General features: G+C 41.7%; 22 protein-coding genes. 18 read left to right on the plus strand and 4 right to left on the minus strand.

Annotated elements, in window-relative coordinates; all coding sequences use genetic code 11:
* Positions 1–37: 37 nt before the first annotated feature.
* From QI031_RS16160 to QI031_RS16170, 3 genes are all read left to right on the plus strand, one after another.
* On the plus strand, positions 38–430 hold the full coding sequence (locus QI031_RS16160; protein ID WP_281480686.1) for a hypothetical protein: 393 nt from the start codon (positions 38–40) through the stop codon (positions 428–430).
* 138 nt (positions 431–568) lie between these two features.
* The gene (locus tag QI031_RS16165; RefSeq protein WP_281480687.1) at positions 569–1276 is read left to right on the plus strand and encodes a hypothetical protein; all 708 of its coding nucleotides are present in this window, start codon (positions 569–571) and stop codon (positions 1274–1276) included.
* Positions 1273–1788: a hypothetical protein gene (locus QI031_RS16170; RefSeq protein ID WP_281480688.1), complete on the plus strand. Its 516-nt coding sequence runs from the start codon at positions 1273–1275 to the stop codon at positions 1786–1788. The genes QI031_RS16165 and QI031_RS16170 overlap by 4 nt, the downstream gene beginning before the upstream one ends.
* Positions 1789–1841: 53 nt before the next feature.
* On the opposite strand, the gene QI031_RS16175 is transcribed toward QI031_RS16170, so the two are convergent.
* From QI031_RS16175 to QI031_RS16185, 3 genes are read right to left on the minus strand one after another with little or no spacing between them, the layout of a single operon-like run.
* Complete coding sequence (locus QI031_RS16175; RefSeq protein ID WP_281480689.1) at positions 1842–1997, minus strand: hypothetical protein; 156 nt, start codon at positions 1995–1997, stop codon at positions 1842–1844.
* A 3-nt stretch (positions 1998–2000) separates the two neighbouring features.
* Positions 2001–2159 (minus strand): hypothetical protein, encoded by a 159-nt coding sequence (locus tag QI031_RS16180; protein ID WP_281480690.1) that lies wholly within the window; start codon positions 2157–2159, stop codon positions 2001–2003.
* Positions 2156–2731, minus strand: a complete 576-nt coding sequence (locus QI031_RS16185) for a tyrosine-type recombinase/integrase (RefSeq protein WP_281480691.1) — start codon at positions 2729–2731, stop codon at positions 2156–2158. Before QI031_RS16185 ends, QI031_RS16180 begins: the two co-directional genes overlap by 4 nt.
* A gap of 197 nt (positions 2732–2928) precedes the next feature.
* On the opposite strand from QI031_RS16185, the gene QI031_RS16190 reads away from it, so the two are divergent.
* The 11 genes from QI031_RS16190 to QI031_RS16240 all read left to right on the plus strand — a co-directional run bounded on the left by QI031_RS16190 (position 2929) and on the right by QI031_RS16240 (position 10084).
* A complete protein-coding gene (locus QI031_RS16190; protein ID WP_281480692.1) occupies positions 2929–3258 on the plus strand; it encodes a hypothetical protein in 330 nt (109 codons plus the stop codon).
* 2 nt (positions 3259–3260) lie between these two features.
* Entirely contained in the window at positions 3261–3695 is a 435-nt protein-coding gene (locus QI031_RS16195; protein WP_281480693.1) for a hypothetical protein, read from the plus strand.
* A gap of 4 nt (positions 3696–3699) precedes the next feature.
* A complete protein-coding gene (locus tag QI031_RS16200) occupies positions 3700–6042 on the plus strand; it encodes a hypothetical protein (protein WP_281480694.1) in 2343 nt (780 codons plus the stop codon).
* Positions 6039–7058, plus strand: a complete 1020-nt coding sequence (locus tag QI031_RS16205) for a hypothetical protein (protein WP_281480695.1) — start codon at positions 6039–6041, stop codon at positions 7056–7058. The genes QI031_RS16200 and QI031_RS16205 overlap by 4 nt, the downstream gene beginning before the upstream one ends.
* Before the next feature lie 35 nt (positions 7059–7093).
* A complete protein-coding gene (locus tag QI031_RS16210; RefSeq protein ID WP_281480696.1) occupies positions 7094–7483 on the plus strand; it encodes a hypothetical protein in 390 nt (129 codons plus the stop codon).
* A gap of 4 nt (positions 7484–7487) precedes the next feature.
* Entirely contained in the window at positions 7488–7820 is a 333-nt protein-coding gene (locus QI031_RS16215; RefSeq protein ID WP_281480697.1) for a hypothetical protein, read from the plus strand.
* Positions 7821–7831: 11 nt separating this feature from the next.
* Entirely contained in the window at positions 7832–8128 is a 297-nt protein-coding gene (locus tag QI031_RS16220) for a hypothetical protein (protein WP_281480698.1), read from the plus strand.
* On the plus strand, positions 8125–8307 hold the full coding sequence (locus QI031_RS16225) for a hypothetical protein (protein WP_281480699.1): 183 nt from the start codon (positions 8125–8127) through the stop codon (positions 8305–8307). Before QI031_RS16220 ends, QI031_RS16225 begins: the two co-directional genes overlap by 4 nt.
* Before the next feature lie 147 nt (positions 8308–8454).
* Complete coding sequence (locus tag QI031_RS16230) at positions 8455–8907, plus strand: cupin domain-containing protein (protein ID WP_281480700.1); 453 nt, start codon at positions 8455–8457, stop codon at positions 8905–8907.
* A 62-nt stretch (positions 8908–8969) separates the two neighbouring features.
* The gene (locus QI031_RS16235; protein WP_281480701.1) at positions 8970–9533 is read left to right on the plus strand and encodes a hypothetical protein; all 564 of its coding nucleotides are present in this window, start codon (positions 8970–8972) and stop codon (positions 9531–9533) included.
* A 68-nt stretch (positions 9534–9601) separates the two neighbouring features.
* Complete coding sequence (locus tag QI031_RS16240; protein ID WP_281480702.1) at positions 9602–10084, plus strand: hypothetical protein; 483 nt, start codon at positions 9602–9604, stop codon at positions 10082–10084.
* 639 nt (positions 10085–10723) lie between these two features.
* Here the strand turns inward: QI031_RS16240 and QI031_RS16245 are convergent.
* Positions 10724–16252 (minus strand): PAS domain S-box protein, encoded by a 5529-nt coding sequence (locus QI031_RS16245; RefSeq protein WP_281480703.1) that lies wholly within the window; start codon positions 16250–16252, stop codon positions 10724–10726.
* Positions 16253–16565: 313 nt separating this feature from the next.
* Here QI031_RS16245 and QI031_RS16250 point away from each other — a divergent pair, with 313 nt between their 5' ends.
* The 4 genes from QI031_RS16250 to QI031_RS16265 all read left to right on the plus strand — a co-directional run bounded on the left by QI031_RS16250 (position 16566) and on the right by QI031_RS16265 (position 21226).
* Positions 16566–16856 (plus strand): Nif11-like leader peptide family RiPP precursor, encoded by a 291-nt coding sequence (locus tag QI031_RS16250; RefSeq protein WP_281480704.1) that lies wholly within the window; start codon positions 16566–16568, stop codon positions 16854–16856.
* Positions 16857–17083: 227 nt separating this feature from the next.
* Positions 17084–17374: a Nif11-like leader peptide family natural product precursor gene (locus tag QI031_RS16255; RefSeq protein ID WP_281480705.1), complete on the plus strand. Its 291-nt coding sequence runs from the start codon at positions 17084–17086 to the stop codon at positions 17372–17374.
* A gap of 102 nt (positions 17375–17476) precedes the next feature.
* Complete coding sequence (locus QI031_RS16260) at positions 17477–20773, plus strand: type 2 lanthipeptide synthetase LanM family protein (RefSeq protein WP_281480706.1); 3297 nt, start codon at positions 17477–17479, stop codon at positions 20771–20773.
* Between the two features lie 201 nt (positions 20774–20974).
* The gene (locus QI031_RS16265; protein ID WP_281480707.1) at positions 20975–21226 is read left to right on the plus strand and encodes a hypothetical protein; all 252 of its coding nucleotides are present in this window, start codon (positions 20975–20977) and stop codon (positions 21224–21226) included.
* The last annotated feature ends 143 nt before the right edge of the window (positions 21227–21369 follow it).

A 21369-nucleotide genomic window follows, 5' to 3' on the forward strand; every position in this document is an offset into this window, starting at 1 on the left:
TTTTGTTTTGTTCGTACACTAAAATGAGGTTATTGTTGTGAACACTAGAAAGAATGGCGAAACCCAGAAAGATAGAAAACGAAGTACGCGCAACGATTCGGATCAACTCCGAGGACTGGGAGGGGTTCAAGTCTCAAGCAGATACGATGGGACTGACTCGCTCAGAGTTAATACGTCAGATTGTTCAGGGCAAGATTCCGCTAGGCCAAGTTTCGATGGAAACACGCCTTTTGGGAAAATTCTCCAGCGTCTCAAATTAATTGAGGAAGCTCATTTAACATACGTGCATAGTCATCGGCAACGTCTTGAGGCGCGTCTAGAAGAAAACAAAGAAAGTGAAGAAAGCTTCCGTCAACAAGTAGCAGAACTAGAACAAGAAATTTACAAACTGGCTACTCAAGCTTCAGATGATAGTGTTTCTGAACCATAAACCGTCCCGCATTTGGTGAGGACGGTTTTTTAATGGCGCGATCCGTTGCTTAGGAGGCGCGATCGCCACAAAGCTAAAACCTCCCGGCAGTTCTAAAACAGGGAGGCAGAAGAAAATACGCATCTATCTAGTTTCATCATGCCAGAAAACAACAAATTACAAAACTCCCAGTGGACGGAGCAACACGACGCGTTCTGTCTAGAAAACAAACTCACCCCCGCGGCCAAACTTCTATGGCAATGGTTGATCCGCCAGGGAATGGGAGAAGAAATAGAACCAGACCTCAAAGAAGAATTTAACCATTGGGTAGAAAAACATCGAGGTAAACCATACCACCGCGACACCCTCAAAGAAGCCCTACAGCAATTAATCAACTGTCGTGTGGTGCAGCTAGTAAAAAAGTTTAAGTGGCACATTGTAAGAATCATTACACGACCCTTAGACTGGTTAAAACCGAGAAAAAATTCGCCAAAGCGCAATCAAAATTGCGATTCACCACCCTCAAATCCGCAGTCAGCCGAGCAGGGGTTTAGCAGCAGCAGCAATACATCTTTTAGTGAAGACCAGCTTCTGATAATGGAGTCCGTTCTCAGTGAATGCGAGAAAGAGGGTATTGTTTTTGACCCAGTTCAATCACCTGAGATTTTAGAATACAGCCTAGAGGAAGTGCAATATGCCTTAGCACTTTTTAAAAACCGTGGCGGTCATCAAACAGATTATCGTGGCAAGCCCAGAATCCGTAACCCTCAAGGCTGGCTGCTAACTTGTTTAAGAAAGTGCTGGTATCGCCAAGCCGATCAATGGAGTTTCGGGGGCTTGCTTGCAGCGCTGGGGTTTGACTTATGACAAATCAATTATCATTGTTTGACCTGCAAGCATTCCAGTGGCAGCAACCAGTTTACGATCCAACTTGGGATGATACCCAAGACCCCCCAGATCCAGACGATTACCCAACACTCCAGGAATATGAAACAGCCTGGAATGAATGGGAACAGAAATTTCCGGAACTAATAGCACACGTCCAGGGCATGAGTGTTCTGGAGCAAGTTACACCGAATACTCAGCAAGCTTCAAACAATGATAATCATGTTCTGGAGCAAGCATCAACAGATACTGCTCCAGAACACAAGCACTGGGTAGAACAGTACAAAGTAGTTCGATGTGGAAAAGAACATTACTATTACCGTTACCTGTGGATGTCTGGCCGGAAGCTGCACCATGTCCATATACCCGGTGGTAATGTGCGATCGCCATTAGCTATTGAAAGAAAGGAGATGGTAGAGAATGCGATCGCGGCTAAATTATCCCCGGTGCAGATCGAAAAATTGATAAAAATGCGATCGCATAACCGGAGTTGAAAAGCGATCGCAGAATGCCAAATTATTACTTGTGCCATTAGCACGTAGTTCTGTCACTCTAGAGTACTGTAAGCTTCTGTTGTAAGAATTTCCAGTGCTTTGGTCAACATCAGTGGATTGTCAAAAGCACCAGCCTCAAACTTTTGATAAAAAACCCGAATTTTCAAAAACAACAAATCCTGGCTAGTTAACATTTGTTGCGTATTCATCAATCAATCCTCAACAATGTTGTTACAAAGATAATCAACATCGTCCCATGCCCTGTTAGCTAACGCCTCTAGTGCCACTGCTAAATCAAACGGATGATCGTAGACACCCTCTTGTAGCTGGCAGTAGAAAAACTCAATTCTGACAAATAAACTGTGGTTCATAAAGTGGCGATCGCGTTTTTAACTTGGTCTTGAGTCACATGAATGTACCGCCGGAGGGAATCTAAACTAGAATGCCCGGTAATCTCCTGAATAATCGGTAAAGCAATACCTTGATTTCCCAGTTCAGTAGCTCCTGAGCGTCTAAAACTGTGAGTTGAATATCCTAGTCCATCAAGTTTGGCCGCCAGCACAGCCCTTCTGAAAGCGTCATCAGCACTCTGAAACTGCAAATGAGTACCAAGCTTTGAGCCAAAAAATAAAAAATCATCATATTTCGGTTGAGATTCAAACCAGTAAAGCCGTAAGTAGTTTTGCAACTTCTCATTAATTGGCACTTGCTTAGTTTTTTTACATTTAGTACTCTGCTTTGGATAAGTGATAGTAGACAAAGGCTTACCATTTTCTTGGTAAACGTCACTAGTTTTCAGCTTGCACACTTCACCCATGCGCGCACAAGTAAAATAGGCAATTTGAAAAATTAGTTTATGATTAGCTCCCTCAGTGGCACTAATCAACTTATCAAAATGCCCTGGTTGAAAAATAGCAGCTTGCCCATGTCCATTGACTTTCATATACAACTTTCACTAATCAGCAAATAAAATCATGTATATGCTTTATTTAGCTATTAATTATTAACCAGTCAAATATAGACACAGTAACTATTACAGGCAATCAGTGAATCTACAGCTTTTAGGTAAAAGTTGTAGATTTACAGTCTTTTAATTGCCGAGTAAAACAGATTTAGATTGTTAATAATTACTAACTACAAATGGCAGAACCAACATTAACCGCAGTCTTCGGTGCAAACGCCACACAAACAAGCACTACCATCACCATTTCAAAAGCCGACTTACCAGGATTGACTGCTAGCGCGAATAACACAGCTGAAAGTTTATTAGTTGGTTTAGTGCTATTAGCCAAGCAATCATTAAGTCAGACCAACTTCGATGCAAATTTAAACCAAAGTATTTACGTTGATAACGGCTTTCCTACATTCACCTTTCGAGGCACTAACAACGACTCATATCGAGTTGATCAATTAACAATTAACCTAGCTAAACCAGATACCGCAGGCACAATTGACCCGGATGATTATTAAAAATGACGCAATGTTTTCGATTTTACGGTCAAGGGACAGACGGAAAAAATTACGAGTTTTTTGCTTGTGGCATAACCCCAGAGTATCGTCCGAGAAATTCAAATACCTCTTATCTATTTTTAGACGACATTAACATTGCTGGTACAAATTATTTTTACATAACTACAACAGCACAAGTAACTGTTGTAGATAATGATAATTCTACGGCTGGTTACACCAAATTCGGTAGTTGTATCGCTTGCAATGCGGTTTCTTACGATTGTATCAATGGAATTTGTGTCAAAAAAACTGTGTATAACACTCCAGGTTTTTACACAACTATTAGCGACTGTGAAACAGCTTGCGGTACTGGGTGTAGTGGCAAGTGCATTTCTAACGCTGAATGGTCACAAATTCAAGGCTTATCTAGTCAATTAAAAAATAAGAATTGCAGTTAAAAATATGAGTGCATCCGGTACGATTTCAAATCTCCAACAAGCTTTAAATTGTGCTGGTAAATGCGATTGTTGTAGCAACTTACAACAGCAAATCAACGCACTCAAATCTGAATTACAAGCACTTAAAAATAGACCGCCTAGCGTAGATGAAGAAGCGCGAAGATTAGCTAAAGGCGCTTTACATTTAGCACGGGATGCATACGCCAGAGCTGGCGAAGCATTGAATGAAGCTGAAGATGTTCGCAGAGAACTCAAAGAACTTAAAGCAATTTTAGTCGCCGCCGCCGCTGCCGCGGCATTGGCAGCAGCAGCATTGGCAACTGCCGGTACAGCTGCGACCGCTGCTGCTGGTGCTGTGAAGACTGCTTCTACTGCTCTAAGTCGGATTGCTGGCATTTTAGAGAAATTGGATCGGGTACTAACGATCGTTGATACAATTCTGTTTTTAAAACAAGTAGTAGATCAAATTAGGGCGGGTCAGCTAGATTTACAAACAGCTGTAAATGCTTTACAGTTGGCTGTTGGCTTTTTGAGAAATCGTCCCGGATTACAAGGCACTCCCGGACGCAATGGGCAAACCGGAAGACCAGGACGTGACGGGCAATTTGGTAGACCTGGAACCACTGGCAGAGCCGGACGCGATGGTCAGACGGGAAGACCGGGAAGAGATGGACAGCGTGGACTACCAGGACATAATGGTCAACGTGGACTGCCAGGAAGAGATGGTCAACGTGGACTGCCAGGACGTGACGGTCAACGTGGGCTACCAGGACGTGACGGTCAACGCGGACTACCAGGGCATGATGGACAACGTGGACTGCCAGGACGAGACGGTCAAAACGGTAGAAACGGCACTGATGGTAGAAAAGGCAATGACGGCAGGAATGGTGTTAACGGTCGTGATGGTCAAACTGGTAGACATGGTGCTGACGGCAGAAACGGCAATGATGGACAAGTCACAACCATTGAGTTAACCAAAACTGAGGTTAAAAACACCTTTGAATATATTTACAGGCCGGCCCCCGCGCCTATAGTTGTTCATGGCCGCGACGGTAGAAATGGTTTAGATGGTCGTAACGGCAAAGACGGACGTGATGCTATTCCCCTGAAACCTTACCCCATACCAAGAAATGGTGTTGATGGTCGTAACGGTAGAGACGGTCTTCCTGGTCGTGTTGGCTTACGCGGCTTACCGGGAACCAACGGCAGGAATGGCACTGACGGACGTAACGGTGTAGCTGGCAGGAATGGCACTGACGGGCGTAACGGTGTAGCTGGTAGAAATGGCACAGATGGGCGTAACGGTGTAGCTGGTAGAAATGGCACAGATGGGCGTAACGGTGTAGCTGGCAAGAATGGAACCGATGGACGTAACGGTGTAGCTGGCAGGAATGGCGTTGACGGGCGTAACGGTCTAGCCGGTAGGAATGGCACTGATGGACGTAACGGTGTAGCTGGCAGGAATGGAACCGATGGGCGTAACGGTGTAGCTGGCAGGAATGGAACCGATGGGCGTAACGGTGTAGCTGGCAGAAATGGCACAGATGGGCGTAATGGTGTAGCTGGCAGAAATGGCACAGATGGGCGTAATGGTACAGACGGGCGTAACGGTGTAGATGGTAAAAATGGCGTTGACGGGCGTAATGGTACAGACGGGCGTAACGGTGTAGATGGTAAAAATGGTGAGGATGCAGATGTGAGGTTTACTTCAATTAAAGTTCCTGTCTGCTTATGCACTCAAGATGTTAACGGTGAATGGAAAGTAGAAAGACGTGAAGAAACCGTCAAAGCAATTACAAATAAAGCTGGTACAGCGAGTAATGCAGCGACAATTATTTCTGAACATGAGGAACTATTTAAAGCTAATTCTGAACTTTGTTTAGCTAAAAATAAAGAATTTGAAGCTTACATTTCAGTCCCTGATTATTGGCAAACTCGTAGTCCTCAAAAACCCCAATTAGCCATTCAATATGCAGAAAATTTAGGTGACGGTAAAATTGGCCGTTCCAGGTGGACTTTAATTATTCCACATTATCGGTATGGTGAATCTCATAAACCCAACTTCCCAACTTATCAAAAAGGGAATTATAGAGGCGTTCAAGTTTTAAATGACAATTCTAAAATTATTGTCTGGTGTAAAACTGAAACTGAATGTTTACGGGTTTTGAATGCTTTAAAGCAATATGTACATCCTGATTTCTTGAGAGGAATAGAACCTCCTCAAACAACTAATTCAAATAGTTCTCGTAAAGAAAACTCAGTTACTCCTACTCTGTGTCAGTTTTTTCCTTTGGGACAGAAAGACACTGTACCTCAATGGAGTAAAAAGCTGAGGACTAAAAAATGAGAGTCCTAGAGCTTGATAATGTTTTTGTTGTTAATGGACGATTAGCTATTAAGTTAATCACATTTGCTAAACTGCTGCATTATTCAGATATCTATTTACTGCAACTTATTAAAAAATTATTAAAAAAAGGTATAAAAATAGCTTTTAAATGGAAAAAAAATTGGTACATTTTTCTCCCGACTACTCCGATTAAGTCAATTATTCAGAATAAAAGTAATAGTGACGGTGGCGAAGTTGCTATTACTCCATCTGGAAACAGTATTAATACTAATTGGGATGCAGCTGTTAATGAATTACCACTAGCTGTTAATACGGCTTTAGGTCGCACAAATTTTACAATCACCGTTATTAATAACAGGCTTGTAATTCCGACTCCATCATCTGTCACACTTTCTTCGACATTAATCCCAAAGAACGGAACTCAGTTCATTCCCCCTAATTTGGGACTTTTTCCGGCTATGACTGATTATAAGTACGGCTATTACATTTATTACGACGAGAATAAGATGAGTACATTCGACCCCGGAACGGCTGGAAGCCTCAAATCTACCCAAATTCCTCAAGCTTTTTTTGAAGTCTGTCGCGCTCTTGATGCAGCTGAAAATAGCAGAAATGGTGCTAATCCTGGTTTACCACCGCGCCGAAATTTGTCTACTACAGTTAGTTTTGATACTGGAACTATTGCTGTTGCTGCAACTGTTCCCATTGTTACTAGTATTCAATCCGATGGCACAATCAAAATTGTTGCTAGTGATTATTTAGGCAGTACATATTCAGCGTTTACCAATGGCAGTGGTGATTTAACCTCAACCAATATGGTAGCGGCGTTTTTAGAAATTGCTTCTTTATTATCAGCTTCTGAAAAAGCTGTAACTCCTGCTGAAAACCAACCAAATAACATTCAGATTCAGGTTGATGTTGAAGCAGGAAGTGCTGTTGTATCTGCTAATTTGCCTTTTACAACTGCGTCTGCAACTAATGGTGATGTCACCATTCAAGCCATTGATTACCTCTAAAGTTTACCAACATAAACCATAAGGAGGTTTAAATAATGCCTAAAGGTGTAAAGTTAGGACCACGCGTCACAGTAGAGTTTGCAGCTGCCAAAAGAGGTAGTAAAAAAACTGGGACACAAGGTGGTTCTGCCCGATATGTTTATATTCTTAAGTCTACAGCCGAAGCATTGGGACTTAAGGTTGTTCCAGCGGCTGGTGTGAAGAACAAAAAAGGAACTACAATCGCTGTACGCGGTTCCAGCGGTGCAGGTAGTATTAAAGTTCCTATTGGTGATGGCAAGGATGGGAAGCAGAAATACAAGAGTATTCCTGTCCCTGGCGGTGCAACTATTAATGAGATTAGACAGTTTCTGTCTAAAGCATCAAAGAAGCCTCAATCATTTGTCAGCGTTGATGGTAGGACTTACCCACTGTCTACTAAGTAAGTAAATGTTTGAAACTCAATTAGTTTTTAGGAATGAATACAGATGGGACTTGAAAAAGATTAATTCTGTAATCATTCCTTACTTATTTGATAATGATGCCAGTTTGGTTATTACGGTTGAGTCAAAATCAAAGTTGACTAAAAACTATACTTCTGCTGGCAAGTTAGATCAAATTTTAATTGATTATCCACGTAAGTTAGTCGCTAGTTCTCAAGTCATTAACTTGACTAAAAACTATCAAGTTAATTTCCCGCAAGAAGGAAGATTTCAGTTAGAGTTCTTCCCTTATCAGTTTTTAGGTAAAACTCTTATATCTATCAGTCGGATTTTAGATTGAGTCCAAATAGAATGCAAATTACTTTAAAAGATGCTCTAGAATTTGCAATCTTAATTTCTGGAGTAATTGCTGTAGTAGTGAGAATAACGCGGCTAGAAAGTAAAATACACGAACGTATTACAGCTGTTGATAATCGCTTACTGTTACATATATCTGAATGCAATGGTGATAAAGAAATGGTGTTGTATCGAATTAATGGACTAAATGAAAAAATAGATCATAAATTCGGAAGACTTCACAGTATCCAAAAAGACATACAAGATTTTCTAGCTAAAACTACAAGTTTTATTAAGCGAGAAGGGACATGAGTCAAAAAACTTTAGATAGGATTACCACAATTTTAGGGTTGATTGCTGGCGGTTCTGCTTTGTTGGGCGGTTCTAGTGTGATTAGTCAACCAGTGGCGGGGACTATTGGTGGTGTGGCTGCGGCTGTACTCGGTTACTTTATACAGCGTCCCGCAGCCACCGACAAGCCAGTTAGTTAGTTACTGGGGATTCTTAATAATCAGTTACAAAAAACATAGCAATTTTTTGGTTATCTCCCCCATTTCTCCCCGATTCATCCCTAATCTGATAACCATCAAATCAAGTTTGTAGCTCATAACTAAATTCCCCAACAAGGAGTAACAACTATGCAAACTTTAACCATGCGTAAACCAATTGTTCTCAAACCAGGAGAAGGTAAGCAATTTTCAATTCTTGGCGCACATTTTACAACCAAAGCAACCGGGGAAGATACAAATGGAGCTTGGACAGTTTATGAAATTACAGATACACAAGAAAATGGCCCACCATTGCATACTCATCCTTGGGAAGAAGCATTCTATATTCTAGAAGGAGAAATAGACATTCAAATTGGTACAGAAACAATTTTGGCATCATCAGGCTGTTTCGTTAATATTCCTCACAATGCACCACACGGCTTCAAAGTACGTTCTGCTACTACTAAATTTTTAATTTTAGTTGCCCCCCAGGGAGCGAAACATTTCTATGAAGAAATGGGTGAAGTAGCTGATAGTCCAGTATTAAATATGGAAGGAATACAGCCTATTTTGAATAAGCATAGATTGCAGTTTATGGAATAAATTGGACAAAATTCTGCTTCTTGTCTCTTCAATAAATCTATTTCTACAACAGTCATCCAGTCATGATGAAATCAATAAAAAATCAGCAACTTAATTCTATGCCAAAAGCTGTTCGTCTCTTCGCTGCTAGTGCCCTTAGCTTTAGCCTCAGTGCCAGCCTTATTTTTTACCCAAATGCCAGTCAGGCTGGCAAAAATGACGCTGGAGTGCCTACCGAACTTCAAGGCGAGTGGCGGTATGGTCGAATCTCGTCCATCCAATACCAAGACAGCTACACAGGACAGCCAGCAGCCCCGAACGGTTCTAGCGATCAATTTCAACTTGCTGCTAACGGTAACTATCAGCGCAGGAGGTTAATTCAAATTACCACTTACAACTGTGCGTCTAACTTGTTCATAGAAGAAACAGGCAAAGTTAAGGTTGAGGCTGGGCTTTTGACTTTCCAACCCAACGACAGCACATCTAAAGGGCAAATCTGCAATAGCGGACGCACCTACTCTAGCCGTAACACAGCAAAACCTGAGGCTTACCAGTGGTCAATTGAGACAAATGAGTACGGGCAGCAAGTTCTACTACTTGAAACTACTGATGGGCAAGGTAAAGCTCATTATGGGCGACCCCAGTAGTATTGCCAAAAGTTAATAACTAATAAGTAATTAAGCATCATCAAACATCACTAAATTGAGGTTATTCCATGATTCACCATATTTCCATTGCTGTTAAAAACCCCAATCATGTTGCCCAAGTTTTGGCGGAAATTTTAAAAGCACAAGCTGTTCCTTTTCCTCCTAACCCAGGTAGTTACATAGTTATACCTTTCGATGAACACGGTACAGCTATTGAACTTTATCCTTTAGGTTCTCAAATAGAACCTGGTGAAGGTGATGAACAATGCGTATTTGTACATACTGCTACTATTTCGAGGTTTACAGATATTCATGCAGCTATTTCTGTATCCGTTAGCCAGAATGAAATTGAACAAATCGGTGTGCGTGAAGGCTGGCGCGTAATCCGCTGTAACCGCGATTCTTTCTTTGATGTAATTGAGTTTTGGGTAGAAAATAGATTAATGATTGAATTTCTAACACCAGAAATGACAACACGGTATTTGAACTTTACCACTCAGCAAGAAAATCTGAAGTACTTTTTGGCAGAACCCGCGTTAGCAACTGTTTGATCTGCAATCATTTTCTGTCACTTGAGGAGACCTCAATCGCTGGAAACCTCTGATATCGTGTCCGGTTAAATACTTGTCATTAAGACCGCAGGGGGCAGCACTTCGGCTACGCTCATACCAATTCTGTATGAAGATGCGCCCAATTATCTCAGGCTTAGTATAAGAAATCAAAAACGTAGACCGAAGAGCTTGCCGTAGGCTACCGCAAAGTACGCAAAGTACGCCAAGATTAAGAGTTTAAGAGAGTTGGGCGCAGCTTCACAAAGAAACGGTATCAGTGACCGAGGGCAAAAAGCAGGGGGAAACAGGGTTTCATGCTTTTTGCATAGATGCGGGAATTATAACTAATTACGTGGACATGATATAGGACTCCTATTTGATTTTTGAACACGATTCAGTACATATCTATCCCTTCTTAACTGTTCCCTGTTTCCTGTTTCCTGTTCCCTACCTACACAAATAAATTTGGGAATAAAACCGGATTACTATATGAGAGCTTTAATTTTTAGGTTTTGGCTATAAATTTTAGTTGCTGTTAGCAAAGAACAGATCAAAGCTTGATTAAACTAAAGTTTTAGAGTCTTGCTTCGATTATTGTTTTCCGAGAGTGACAAAATGTGGACAATGATTAATAAAGAATTACGAATCAGTTAACTCGATAATTTCATCGAAGCAAAAGTTACGGACTAAATTTGTTAATTCTGCTGCTAAGTAAGACTGAGTGAGATCGATTTGCTCAATTAGTTGGCAAATGCGCTCACCATCGACTTCAATGGCGGCCTGATTTAATTCTGCTATCCATTGAGCAGGCATAACTTGAATTGCACAGTGAAGATCCAATATAGAAGATTGAACATTATCCGGCTTTTTTTCTGTAGCATTTTCACTGGTTTCTTCTGCATAGATATAATCTACCTGCAAATGTTCAGCGATCTTTTCAAAAATCACCTGCTCCCGAAATGGCTTACGAACTAAGTCGTCACAGCCTGCGGCTAAGATACTTGCTTGTTGTTCTTCAAAAGCACTGGCAGTTAAAGCAATAATTACAGTGCGGAAGTTTATATCTGTATTTTTTTCTCTAGCTCTAATTTCTTTAGTTGCATCATAGCCATTGATTATAGGCATCCGCATATCCATCCAAATGAGGTGGGGTTGCCAAGTTTGCCAAATTGCGATCGCCTCTTGCCCATTATTAGCAGTTTTAAGCTCAAAACCAATACTACTTAAAAGCTGCACAACTAAATCTCGGTTTTCTTTGCGATCATCTACCACCAGAATACGGTAAGCAGGTTGGTTTGCTGCCAACTCGATTACGCGTCCCTTACTCAATTTGGGTGTAGCTTTAAAGGCTGCGGCTAAATTCACTTGAATATCAAAGCTAAAAGTAGAGCCTTTCCCAACAGTACTGATAATATAAATGTCGCCACCTAGCAACCGTACAAATTGTCGGCTAATAGTTAATCCTAGTCCAGTACCCTCCTTGGTTTGGATACCACTTGTTGTTTGTACAAAAGGTTGAAACAAATTGTCCATTTCTGCTAATGCTATTCCCCGTCCAGTGTCTTCAACTTCAAAGATGAGAGATTGGGGCATCGGGTGTTGGGCATCGGGAATTGTTCTCTCCTGCTCCTGATTCCCTAATCTCACTCGCAGCGTTACTTTGCCTGTCTGGGTAAACTTAACGGCGTTGCCTAAAAGATTGATTAAAACTTGGCGAAGTTTACCTTCATCTGTGTGAATGTAACGTGGAAGATTGGGGGACATTTCAAATTGGAGGCATAATTGCTTGGCTTGTGTCCGCACTTGGAACATTTCTTGTAATGTTTGCAATAGTAGATGAAGGTCGAAGTCTTCTGGATTGAAAATGATTTGTCCGGCTTCGATTTTGGACATTTCCAAGACATCGTTAATCAAGTTGAGCAAGTGTTCTCCACTGCGATTAATGGTAGCTAATGATTCGCGCTGGTTGGAGTTAAGGCTAGTGTCTCGCTCCATTAATTGAGAAAAACCGAGAATCGCATTTAAAGGGGTACGAAGTTCGTGACTCATGTTAGCGAGGAAAGCACTTTTGGCTCGGTTGGCAGTTTCGGCGGCTTCTTTGGCAATTCTCAGGGCTTCTTCGGCTTGATGTCTAGCCCGACCGATCGCTATTATTTCACCTACGAGTTTCAATAAATTAATATCTTCTTGGTTCCAGGTTTTCGTATAATGAATCATCGCTGCACCAACAAACCCCACAACTCTGCCGGCATGAAGCATCGGCACAGCTAGTAAAGATTGAAACGACATACTTTCAAACAATTTTCGCTCAGGTAGATGAGGCGATAGTTCTTCTACACGAGAGATTTGACGATGTCTACCACGGAGAATTGGCTCGTAGAAATAGGGGAAAGCTTCCACGGGCGAACCTCTGGCAATATCTATCAATGGTGCAACATCTTCGCCACACCATTCATGAATCAGGTAAAATTCTCTTTGATCGTTGGAACATTCAAAAATGCAACTGTGTTCGGCATTAATAAACTCAGCGATCGCCTGGAGTGTAAAATTAATTGCTGTTTCTAAATCTTGGTCAATAAATTGCCGAGAAATACTACTAATTAAACTTTCTGCTTGAGTACGACGTTGCAGGGCTACTTCTGCTCGTTTGCGATCGCTAATATCACGCGCTACACCCACAATCTGAAAGTTACCTTGGGCATCTTGGGTGCGTACTATGTTCGCAGTTTGCCAAACCCAGCCCCCATTCCGATGTCTGCCACGAAACTCACTATCCGAAATTCCTTCACCTGTTGCTAAAACAGTTTGGGCGACATTCATACATTTTGGTACATCTTCGGGATGGGTAAAGGATGCGAAGGGATTGCCTTCTATTTCGCTGGGGGCAAATCCGATAGTATTTAAAATATTAGGAGAAATATAAGTAAATATTCCATCGGCATTAATAATAAACATTACATCATTAACTTTTTCAACGATAGTGCGAAACTTTAACTCGCTTTGCTGTAGGGCGGCTTCTGCTTGTTTGCGTTCCAATTCAGCACCAGCACGGGCAGCAAAAATTTTGACAATTAGTTCCCGTCCGGGATCGGGCTGCATTGGTTTGACATCGATCACTGCAAGGTGGCCGATGATTTCGCCGGATGAACTGGTAAGAGGAACACCAAAAAAACTTTCGGCATTCATCCTCACTAAATCTCCATCTTGGGGAAAAACAGCTTGCACTTCTTGAGGGTAGTGACACATATTGCCTTGCAAGGTATGTTCGCAAGGAGTTCCCTGTAATTCATATTCCAAGTTCTCGCTAATAACTCCACAAGACCAAAACGCTAATGTGCGGACTTTAGTTTTGAGTTCATAATCTAACTCAGTAACTAAGGCATATTGAACTTGCAATACCTCAGCCAAGTAACGAACACAGGAATTGAAAAATTCGTCACCTGTTTTGGCTGCCGTTCCCTCAACAATTAAGCGTAAAGCCTGCTCTTGCTGTTTGCGATCGCTAATATCTGTAAATACGCAATCGAGACAAGATTCTTCCGAATTGAGGCGCAGTGACAACAAAAGCCAAACTACAGAACCATCAAGACGATGCATCGCTATTTCAAAATTACATACTTCGCCATACTCTGCTATCTGTTTTAAAATCAGCGCCCGTTCGTTGGGATCGATATACAAATCAGTGATAGAACGCTTGCCAATTAAGTCAGAAGCACAGGCAAAACCCAAAATATTTGCACCGCGATCATTAGCATCGAGAATTAATCCATCCCCAGGGCGGGTACGAAAAATCCCCACTTGAGAATTTTCAAAGATGTTGCGGTATTTCATTTCACTACGACGCAAGGCTTCTTCTGCTTGCTTGCGTTCTGTGATGTCGCGTCCTACACCTGCGATCGCAATTTCGCCACTATAAGTATTGATTGTGGAAGTATTAAAGTTGAACCATCGCCAGCTACCGTTTTTGTGTCGCAATCGCACTTCAATATCAGTCAGCTTTTCGCCTGTCACTGCTCTTTGTAAGGCGGCGGCGCTAGTTGCTAAATCTTCAGGTTTGGTAAACTCTACTACCGAATGACCTTCAATTTCTTCCAAGTTGTAACCCATAATTGCCGTCACATTCGGCGAGTGATAAGTAAAAATTCCCTCTGGCGACAGCACAAATATCAAGTCATTGGCATTTTCGACAATGGTACGGAATTTTAACTCACTTTCTTGGAGGGCTGCTTGGGCGCGTTTGCGTTCTGTGGCATCAGTGCCGACAGAAAGAATTTCGATTAAGTTGCCTTGGGCATCTAAAATGGGTTTATTCGCCCAAACAATCCAAACGCGATCGCCATTCTTACACAAGTTCTCATTTTCATTAAATATATAATTTTCTGGGTGCTGACAAATATCCACCATTAATGTCTGTAAGTCGCGCCCAGAAGTTTCAGTTTCGGGAACAATTGTACCCATGACATTACGTCCGATAATTTCATCTGAATCGAAACCAAATAGCCTTTGACCATAGTCATTTAGAAATATGATGTTACCATTACTGTCCCAGCGTAAAATGATGCAGTTGGCTGTTTTCACCAAATCCCGATATTGGACTTCGCTTTGGCGTAATGCTTCTTCGGTGCGCTTGCGATCAGTAATATCCCGCACTATTGCCAAAACGTGTCGCTTGCCATTATAAATACAAGTCGTTCCTTTGACTTCCACATCGATTAAAGTACCATCTTTGCAGATATCAACAGCTTGCCCATAAAATTGCTCACCCACTCGTGTTTTTTCAATAAATTCATGGAAAACAGTATGTGAATCTGGGTGAATATAAACAGATGGATGCAAAGTGATAAATTCTTCGTAGGTGTAACCGTGCATCTGACAAGCAGCCGGATTAACTTCGGCGACAGTTTCAGTTTCTATTTCAGTAATAAATAGTCCATCATTAATCGCTTCAAAAATACTGCGGTATTGTAGCTCACTTTGTTTTAGTGCTTCTTCTGCTCTTTGCCGTTGAGTAACGTCGCGGAAACTCCATACTCTGCCAATAATCTGTTCGCCAATGCGTTGAGGACAGGAGTATCGCTCAAATACTCTACCATCTTGCAGTTCCAATAAATCATTACTAACTAGCTCTGGCTGTGTGTATAATTCTCGGACTCGTTGCAAAAAAACATCTGGATCTTTTAATTGATTTGCCAAATACGCCAACCGCTTGGGATGATCTGGTTCTGTCAAAAGTTCTGGTGGAATTGACCACATTTCTAAGAATTTTTGATTGTAACTAGTGATATTACTGAAGCTATCGACTACTAAAATACCGTCTTGAATCGATTCAAAAATAGCACTTAATAAAGATAGAGAATTTTCTAAAGCTAATTGGGTTTGTTTATGATGGCTAATATCCCTACCTAGAATTACCAGACTCTTACGTCTGCCATCTTGGTGAAACAGAGGAACTTTGAGCATGTCTGCAATGAACACTGTACCATCAGGTCGAGTAACAACCTCCTCTACCCGATGAACACATCCTTGTTGCCAAGATTGCTCATCTGTTTTGTGGCAATTGAGCAAGGCATCGTGATAGTGGTTACTGAACTGCGCCAATTCTAAGTCGGTTTTGCCTTTATAATCTATGTTTTGGAGTTCTAAAAATTCCAGGTTCGCTTGGTTCGACTCTAACCATCTGCCTGAGCCGTCCTTTAAACAAATAAAATCAGGTGTAGCATTAATAAGTGTCCGCAACCGTTCTTCGTTTTCTTGCAAAGATGCTTGAGTCTGCTGAACCTGCGTTATATCCCGAATAATCAGTACGGCACAATTATCATCGGTAAGTCTGGCAAAACTTCCAGAGATTTGCAATACCAAAGAACTGTCTTTTAGTTGCAACTCATATTCTGTTGTTTGATACTGTCCACTGTGTATCTGCACATCAGGATAAGCTACCAAAGCAACTGGTTGTCCTGCTTGTGTTAGAGGTAGCAAGTCAGGTAACTTCGCGCCACAGACAGTATTATGGGGTTGATTCACCAAATGCTCAAAGCTAGGATTGCACCATTGGATGTATCGGTCTTTTCCTACCCAGACTACAGCATCAGCGATCGCACCTAATGTTACTTCCATCTTGGTCAGGGTAGCTTGCAATTGCTCTACCTGCCCCAATTGTTTAGCGCTCATCACCAACTCCTTAATATCTCCTGGATAGATAGAACTATTTGGTATAAGCGATTGTATCTTTAGTTGATTCTTCGGATGTCTAACTACAGCAAAACTACATATTTACTTTAAATGTTACAGCATTAATACTGATATCAGCATCATAATACCCCAATGAATCCATGCTGCAAAAATTCTCTGCAATTTGCAACTATCTCCCCTATTTCTCCCCTATTTCTCTCTAAATTTAAATCAGAAAAGCAGAGAACACCGCCCCAAACCAGCGCACAACCTCTGCCTGATTAATAAAGTCAACAAAAACAAAGAAAAAACTATGCTACACCAAATTAAAGAATTACTAGAAAACGTACAATTACAACAGCAAATCAAAGCAGCAACTAACCAAGCAGAAGCGATTAAAGTGTTAGCGATCGCTAGTGCAGAGAAAGGTTATAACTTCACAGTTGAAGCTATCTCCCAAATGCTGGCAGAGTTAACTTTTATGGATGCCAATGAATTGAGTGAAGAAGAATTACTAAGTGTTAGTGGCGGCATGATGGCTGATACTGGTCATGGTCACATGTCATGTTGTACCGATTGTCCCAAGGGAAATGGTCAATGTTGATATTTCTGCACTTAGCTAAAAATATTTTTCATTGAACCTGACTGTAAAAGAGAGAAGAAAAGGATAAGGGTATCAGGGGTCAAACAACAATTTTTTCCAATTGCGATTATATCCCATATTTCTTCCTGATTTCTCTCTAAATTTATATTTGTAAACGCAGAGAACACCGCGTAAAACAAACAAAAAGTCTGCCATTTTTTTAAGTAAATTGAAAGGAGAAAACAATCATGTTACACCAAATCAAAGAACTGCTGCAAAACATTCAACTACAACAAAAATTAGCAGCAGCGGCTAACGAAGCAGAAGCAATTAAAGTATTAGCGATCGCTAGTGCCGAAAAAGGTTATAACTTCACAGTTGAAGCTATCTCTCAAATGCTGGCAGAATTAACATTTGTGGATGCCAATGAACTGAGCGAAGAAGAATTACTCAGCGTTAGTGGAGGCATGATGGCTGACACTGGTCACGGCCACAAGTCATGTTGTACTGATTGTCCAAAAGGAAATGGTGAATGTTGATATTTCAACACTTAGCCAACAATATTCTGCATTGAATCTATGAAAAGGGGAAGAGGCTAACTCTTACCCCTCTACTTCCCTGCTCCCCTGTAAGCCAGTATTATGAAAAATCCAGTCATCCTCAAATCAAGTATCCCAAGTTTCACAACTATTGTTGCCAACGCCAGTTTTCTTTGGGAACGCCTCGATACAGAAAGATTTGTTATTGATATCGATTCGATTAATGAAAAAGAAATTCAGCGTCGGCTTGATCGCTGGTATCACATTTTAGGCGACTGGAATACTTTAAATAAACGCTTGCAGTGGGAAAACTTAGACCTTGATAGCATTCGTCCTCACTTGGGAAGTATTGACTGGAATCCGCAAGCAGCATTGCCAATATGGGCAGAAACTTTGCGGCAAATCACCCAAACGGCCAGGGAATTTGTGCCGACACAGGAAATAGATTTACCAATCAATCCAGAAAATCCCATTCCCTTTGAAGATATTTTACTGCCTGCGATCGCAGTTGCCAGACAGCAACTTTTAACTCGGCTTGGTTCTAGACAACTGACTGAAAAAAGCTTACCTCTATCAGTGCTTTCAAAAGCTGCTTATCGAGAATTAGAGCGTAGTTTGCTACAACGATTAACAGGAATTTGTACCAAGACACTAAATTTTGAATTTTCTCAAGTTCGCCCATTTGGTGAAAATCTGCTTAACTTGCTAGGAGTAGCAACAGAAAATAGCAATAATAAAACTTACTATAATAAATTTGTCAATCAACTTCTAAAAGATGGATTGTTGACTTTTTTTAATAAATATTCAGTTCTCGGTCGTTTAGTAGCAACGGCGGTTAATTTTTGGGTAGAGTCGGCGAGTGAATTTATCCAACGTTTAGCTAAAGATAAAGTAGATATTCAGCAAACTTTTAGTTCAACAGTTGATAACTTGGGCAAAGTTGCAGAAATTCAGACTTCCCTTTCTGACCCCCACAAGCGCGGACGAACAGTTATTTTATTGACCTTTGAATCTGGACTCAAACTCGTTTATAAGCCGAAAGATTTAGGGCTAGAAGTTGCTTTTAACCAATTTTTGAATTGGTGCAATCAACATAGCCAGCTTTTAGATTTCAAAGTTATCCAAGTATTAAACCGAGATAATTATGGTTGGGTAGAATACATTACACATCAACCCTGTAGTGATGAAGCTGCTGTAGAACGTTTTTATCAGCGAGCTGGGATGTTGTTGTGTGTGCTTTACGCTTTGCGGGGAACAGATTGCCACCACGAAAATTTAATTGCCAGTGGCGAACATTTGGTGTTAGTGGATATGGAAACATTGCTACACCATGAAGCCAATTTGATTGAAGATTCACCGAATGCCCCAGATTTTGAGACAGCAGCAGAACAGCAATTCTGGGAATCTGTTTTACGTACCGGGCTGTTACCGCGTTGGGACTTTAGTAGCGATCGCCGCATAGCCTATGATGTTAGCGGATTGGGTAGTACAGATTCTCAAAAAACTCCTCATAAAATACCCAAATGGCAGCACATCAACACTGACGATATGTGTCTGCACTCTGAATCTGTCACCATGTCCGTGGGGAAAAATGTACCGCGCTTGGGTGAAATTGCTTTATCTGCCAGTGATTATCAAGCACAAATTACTAATGGCTTCGAGGTGATGTATCGCTTTTTGATGATGCATAAGGACATATTACTGGTTCCTGGAAGTCCTTTAACTGCAATGCAGAATCAGCAAGTCCGCTTTGTTTTCCGCAACACTCGCATTTATAGTGCCATCATCCAAAAAACTTTATCACCCGATTACCTCAAACACAGCGTAGACTATAGCATTGAGTTGGATCGCCTCAGTCGTGCCTTTTTAGTTGCTCAAGACAAACCAAATGCTTTGCCGATTTTAAGTGCAGAACTGCGAGCAATGGAACAATTAGATATTCCATTTTTTACCGCGAATGCTGCTAGCGACCGACTTCAGGTGAGCAGCGATTTATCTATTCCCCAATACTTTAAGCAACCGAGTTATCAGCACGTCTCGAACCAGTTGCAAGCAATGGATGAAACTGACTTAGCCCGCCAAACGGCGATTATTCAAGGCTCATTTCATGCTAAAGTAGCCCAAACTCCCAACCAAGGAAGTCCGCAATGGAACGCCGAATCATTACCATTGCTGAGTGCAGCAGAATTAATTGCCGAAGCCAGTGCGATCGCTACAGATTTGGAAACAACAGCAATACCAGATCCCGATGGCAGTGTTAACTGGATCGGCTTAGGTTATGTCCATGAAGCCGAGCGATTTCGATTGCAAGTTTTGGGCAACAGTCTTTATGATGGACGCTGCGGAGTTGCCTTGTTTCTCGCCGCACTTAGTCAGGTAACTAAAGATTCACATTCCTCTGATTTGGCACTAAAGGCATTACAACCACTACGTCGGCAAATTCAAACCCTGAACTTAGAATCTCGGCAAATCATGGCTCGGCTCATGGGTATCGGTGGCGCAGCAGGTTTGGGTTCGATAATTTATGGCTTGGTGAAAGTCAGCCAGTTCCTCAAAGATGAGACACTATTGCCAGATGCTCAAGCATTAGCCGAGTGGATGACACCAGAGTTGATTGCTGCCGATAAAAAGCTGGATATTATGAGTGGATCTGCGGGAGCTATTCTGGGACTGTTATCCCTTTATAGAGTAACCGGGAATGCCACAGTTTTAGAGAAAGCGATCGCCTGTGGAGATCATTTACTCAAGCATCGAATTAGCTACGAGAATGCTCCCAAAGCTTGGCAAACCGTAAGCGAAAAGCCCTTAACTGGATTCTCCCACGGAGCCGCCGGAATCGCTTATGCTTTGCTGCAACTCTACGCTGTCACACAAAATCAAGCTTATTATCAAGCAGCACTAGAAGGCATCGAATATGAGCGCAGCGTCTTTAGTGAATTTCATGCCAACTGGCCTGATTTTCGTAGCCTAGAACCCAACCAGCCACCAAGCTTTGCGGTTGTGTGGTGTCACGGTGCAGCCGGAATTGGGTTAGGGCGTTTAGGTTGCGTCAGACTTGGAGAAATTCCCGGAGTTGAACGCGAGATTGAAATTGCCCTGCAAACTACCCAGAACTATGGATTAGAAGCCAGCGATCACCTGTGTTGTGGTAATTTGGGTCGAATAGAAACTCTGTTAGTCGGCGCACAACACTATTCTCGCTCTGATTGGCGTGAAATTGCTCTCCAGAATGCTACCAACGTTGTAGCTAAAGCCAAACGAACCGGAGCGTATCAAATGTTCGTTAACTTGCCCAGTTCAGTATTTCACCCCAGCTTATTCCGGGGTACAGCCGGCATTGGCTACGAGTTGCTACGGCTAGCTACCGATGATTTGCCTTCAGTACTGTTGTGGGAGTGAGCTTGTTGTTCGTACTCAAAAACCGCTTTTGACTACACCCTATTAGCTAAACTAATAGGGTCAGAACTAGCCTTCTCAAGGTGTTGGCTGCTGATAAAGACCCAAAAACTAGTCATCTCAAAATTTTAACGTTCTGCTGGTTTCTGTGTGACTGAGGCAGTTGGATTTAGACTTGAAGTGATGAGACTGGAGGAAAGACTGGTGACGAAAGCAATTGGTCTAGAGCAAATTATTGCCCAAAAGGTTCTTACCTTATCAAAGGAACAACAGCAGCAAGTACTTGATTTTGTAGAATTTCTGCAATTGAAATCGTCAACAGTAAAATTTAGGTATCATAATGGCACGCCAATGTCTGCTTTAGAAGCAGCAGGAGACTTAGTTGGCTGCGTGGATTCTGGGCCTGGGGATCTCTCGACAAACAAGGAGTACCTTAAAAGACCATTAACAGAATGAAGCAAGCGGTAATGCAATAGGGCTTTTGGTCAATTGCAATCTTAGCGGTAGCGTAAGGGTATAGCGATAGGGATTGGTATTTGGAGCGAAGGATTGGGACATTTCTAAGTACAGCAGTATTTATTTCCATAAATTGGGCAAAA

The organism is Halotia branconii CENA392, assembly GCF_029953635.1.
In the GTDB taxonomy this organism is placed as follows: domain Bacteria; phylum Cyanobacteriota; class Cyanobacteriia; order Cyanobacteriales; family Nostocaceae; genus Halotia; species Halotia branconii.

Bases quoted from the DNA above. Each gene is read 5' to 3' on its own strand.
- QI031_RS16175 (WP_281480689.1), bottom strand. From the start codon at position 1,997: ATGAATACGCAACAAATGTTAACTAGCCAGGATTTGTTGTTTTTGAAA.
- QI031_RS16195 (WP_281480693.1), top strand. From the start codon at position 3,261: ATGACGCAATGTTTTCGATTTTACGGTCAAGGGACAGACGGAAAAAAT.
- QI031_RS16165 (WP_281480687.1), top strand. From the start codon at position 569: ATGCCAGAAAACAACAAATTACAAAACTCCCAGTGGACGGAGCAACAC.
- QI031_RS16220 (WP_281480698.1), top strand. From the start codon at position 7,832: ATGCAAATTACTTTAAAAGATGCTCTAGAATTTGCAATCTTAATTTCT.
- QI031_RS16170 (WP_281480688.1), top strand. From the start codon at position 1,273: ATGACAAATCAATTATCATTGTTTGACCTGCAAGCATTCCAGTGGCAG.
- QI031_RS16255 (WP_281480705.1), top strand. From the start codon at position 17,084: ATGTTACACCAAATCAAAGAACTGCTGCAAAACATTCAACTACAACAA.
- QI031_RS16250 (WP_281480704.1), top strand. From the start codon at position 16,566: ATGCTACACCAAATTAAAGAATTACTAGAAAACGTACAATTACAACAG.
- QI031_RS16235 (WP_281480701.1), top strand. From the start codon at position 8,970: ATGATGAAATCAATAAAAAATCAGCAACTTAATTCTATGCCAAAAGCT.
- QI031_RS16240 (WP_281480702.1), top strand. From the start codon at position 9,602: ATGATTCACCATATTTCCATTGCTGTTAAAAACCCCAATCATGTTGCC.
- QI031_RS16180 (WP_281480690.1), bottom strand. From the start codon at position 2,159: ATGAACCACAGTTTATTTGTCAGAATTGAGTTTTTCTACTGCCAGCTA.
- QI031_RS16260 (WP_281480706.1), top strand. From the start codon at position 17,477: ATGAAAAATCCAGTCATCCTCAAATCAAGTATCCCAAGTTTCACAACT.
- QI031_RS16210 (WP_281480696.1), top strand. From the start codon at position 7,094: ATGCCTAAAGGTGTAAAGTTAGGACCACGCGTCACAGTAGAGTTTGCA.
- QI031_RS16245 (WP_281480703.1), bottom strand. From the start codon at position 16,252: ATGAGCGCTAAACAATTGGGGCAGGTAGAGCAATTGCAAGCTACCCTG.
- QI031_RS16200 (WP_281480694.1), top strand. From the start codon at position 3,700: ATGAGTGCATCCGGTACGATTTCAAATCTCCAACAAGCTTTAAATTGT.
- QI031_RS16205 (WP_281480695.1), top strand. From the start codon at position 6,039: ATGAGAGTCCTAGAGCTTGATAATGTTTTTGTTGTTAATGGACGATTA.
- QI031_RS16185 (WP_281480691.1), bottom strand. From the start codon at position 2,731: ATGAAAGTCAATGGACATGGGCAAGCTGCTATTTTTCAACCAGGGCAT.
- QI031_RS16215 (WP_281480697.1), top strand. From the start codon at position 7,488: ATGTTTGAAACTCAATTAGTTTTTAGGAATGAATACAGATGGGACTTG.
- QI031_RS16225 (WP_281480699.1), top strand. From the start codon at position 8,125: ATGAGTCAAAAAACTTTAGATAGGATTACCACAATTTTAGGGTTGATT.
- QI031_RS16190 (WP_281480692.1), top strand. From the start codon at position 2,929: ATGGCAGAACCAACATTAACCGCAGTCTTCGGTGCAAACGCCACACAA.
- QI031_RS16230 (WP_281480700.1), top strand. From the start codon at position 8,455: ATGCAAACTTTAACCATGCGTAAACCAATTGTTCTCAAACCAGGAGAA.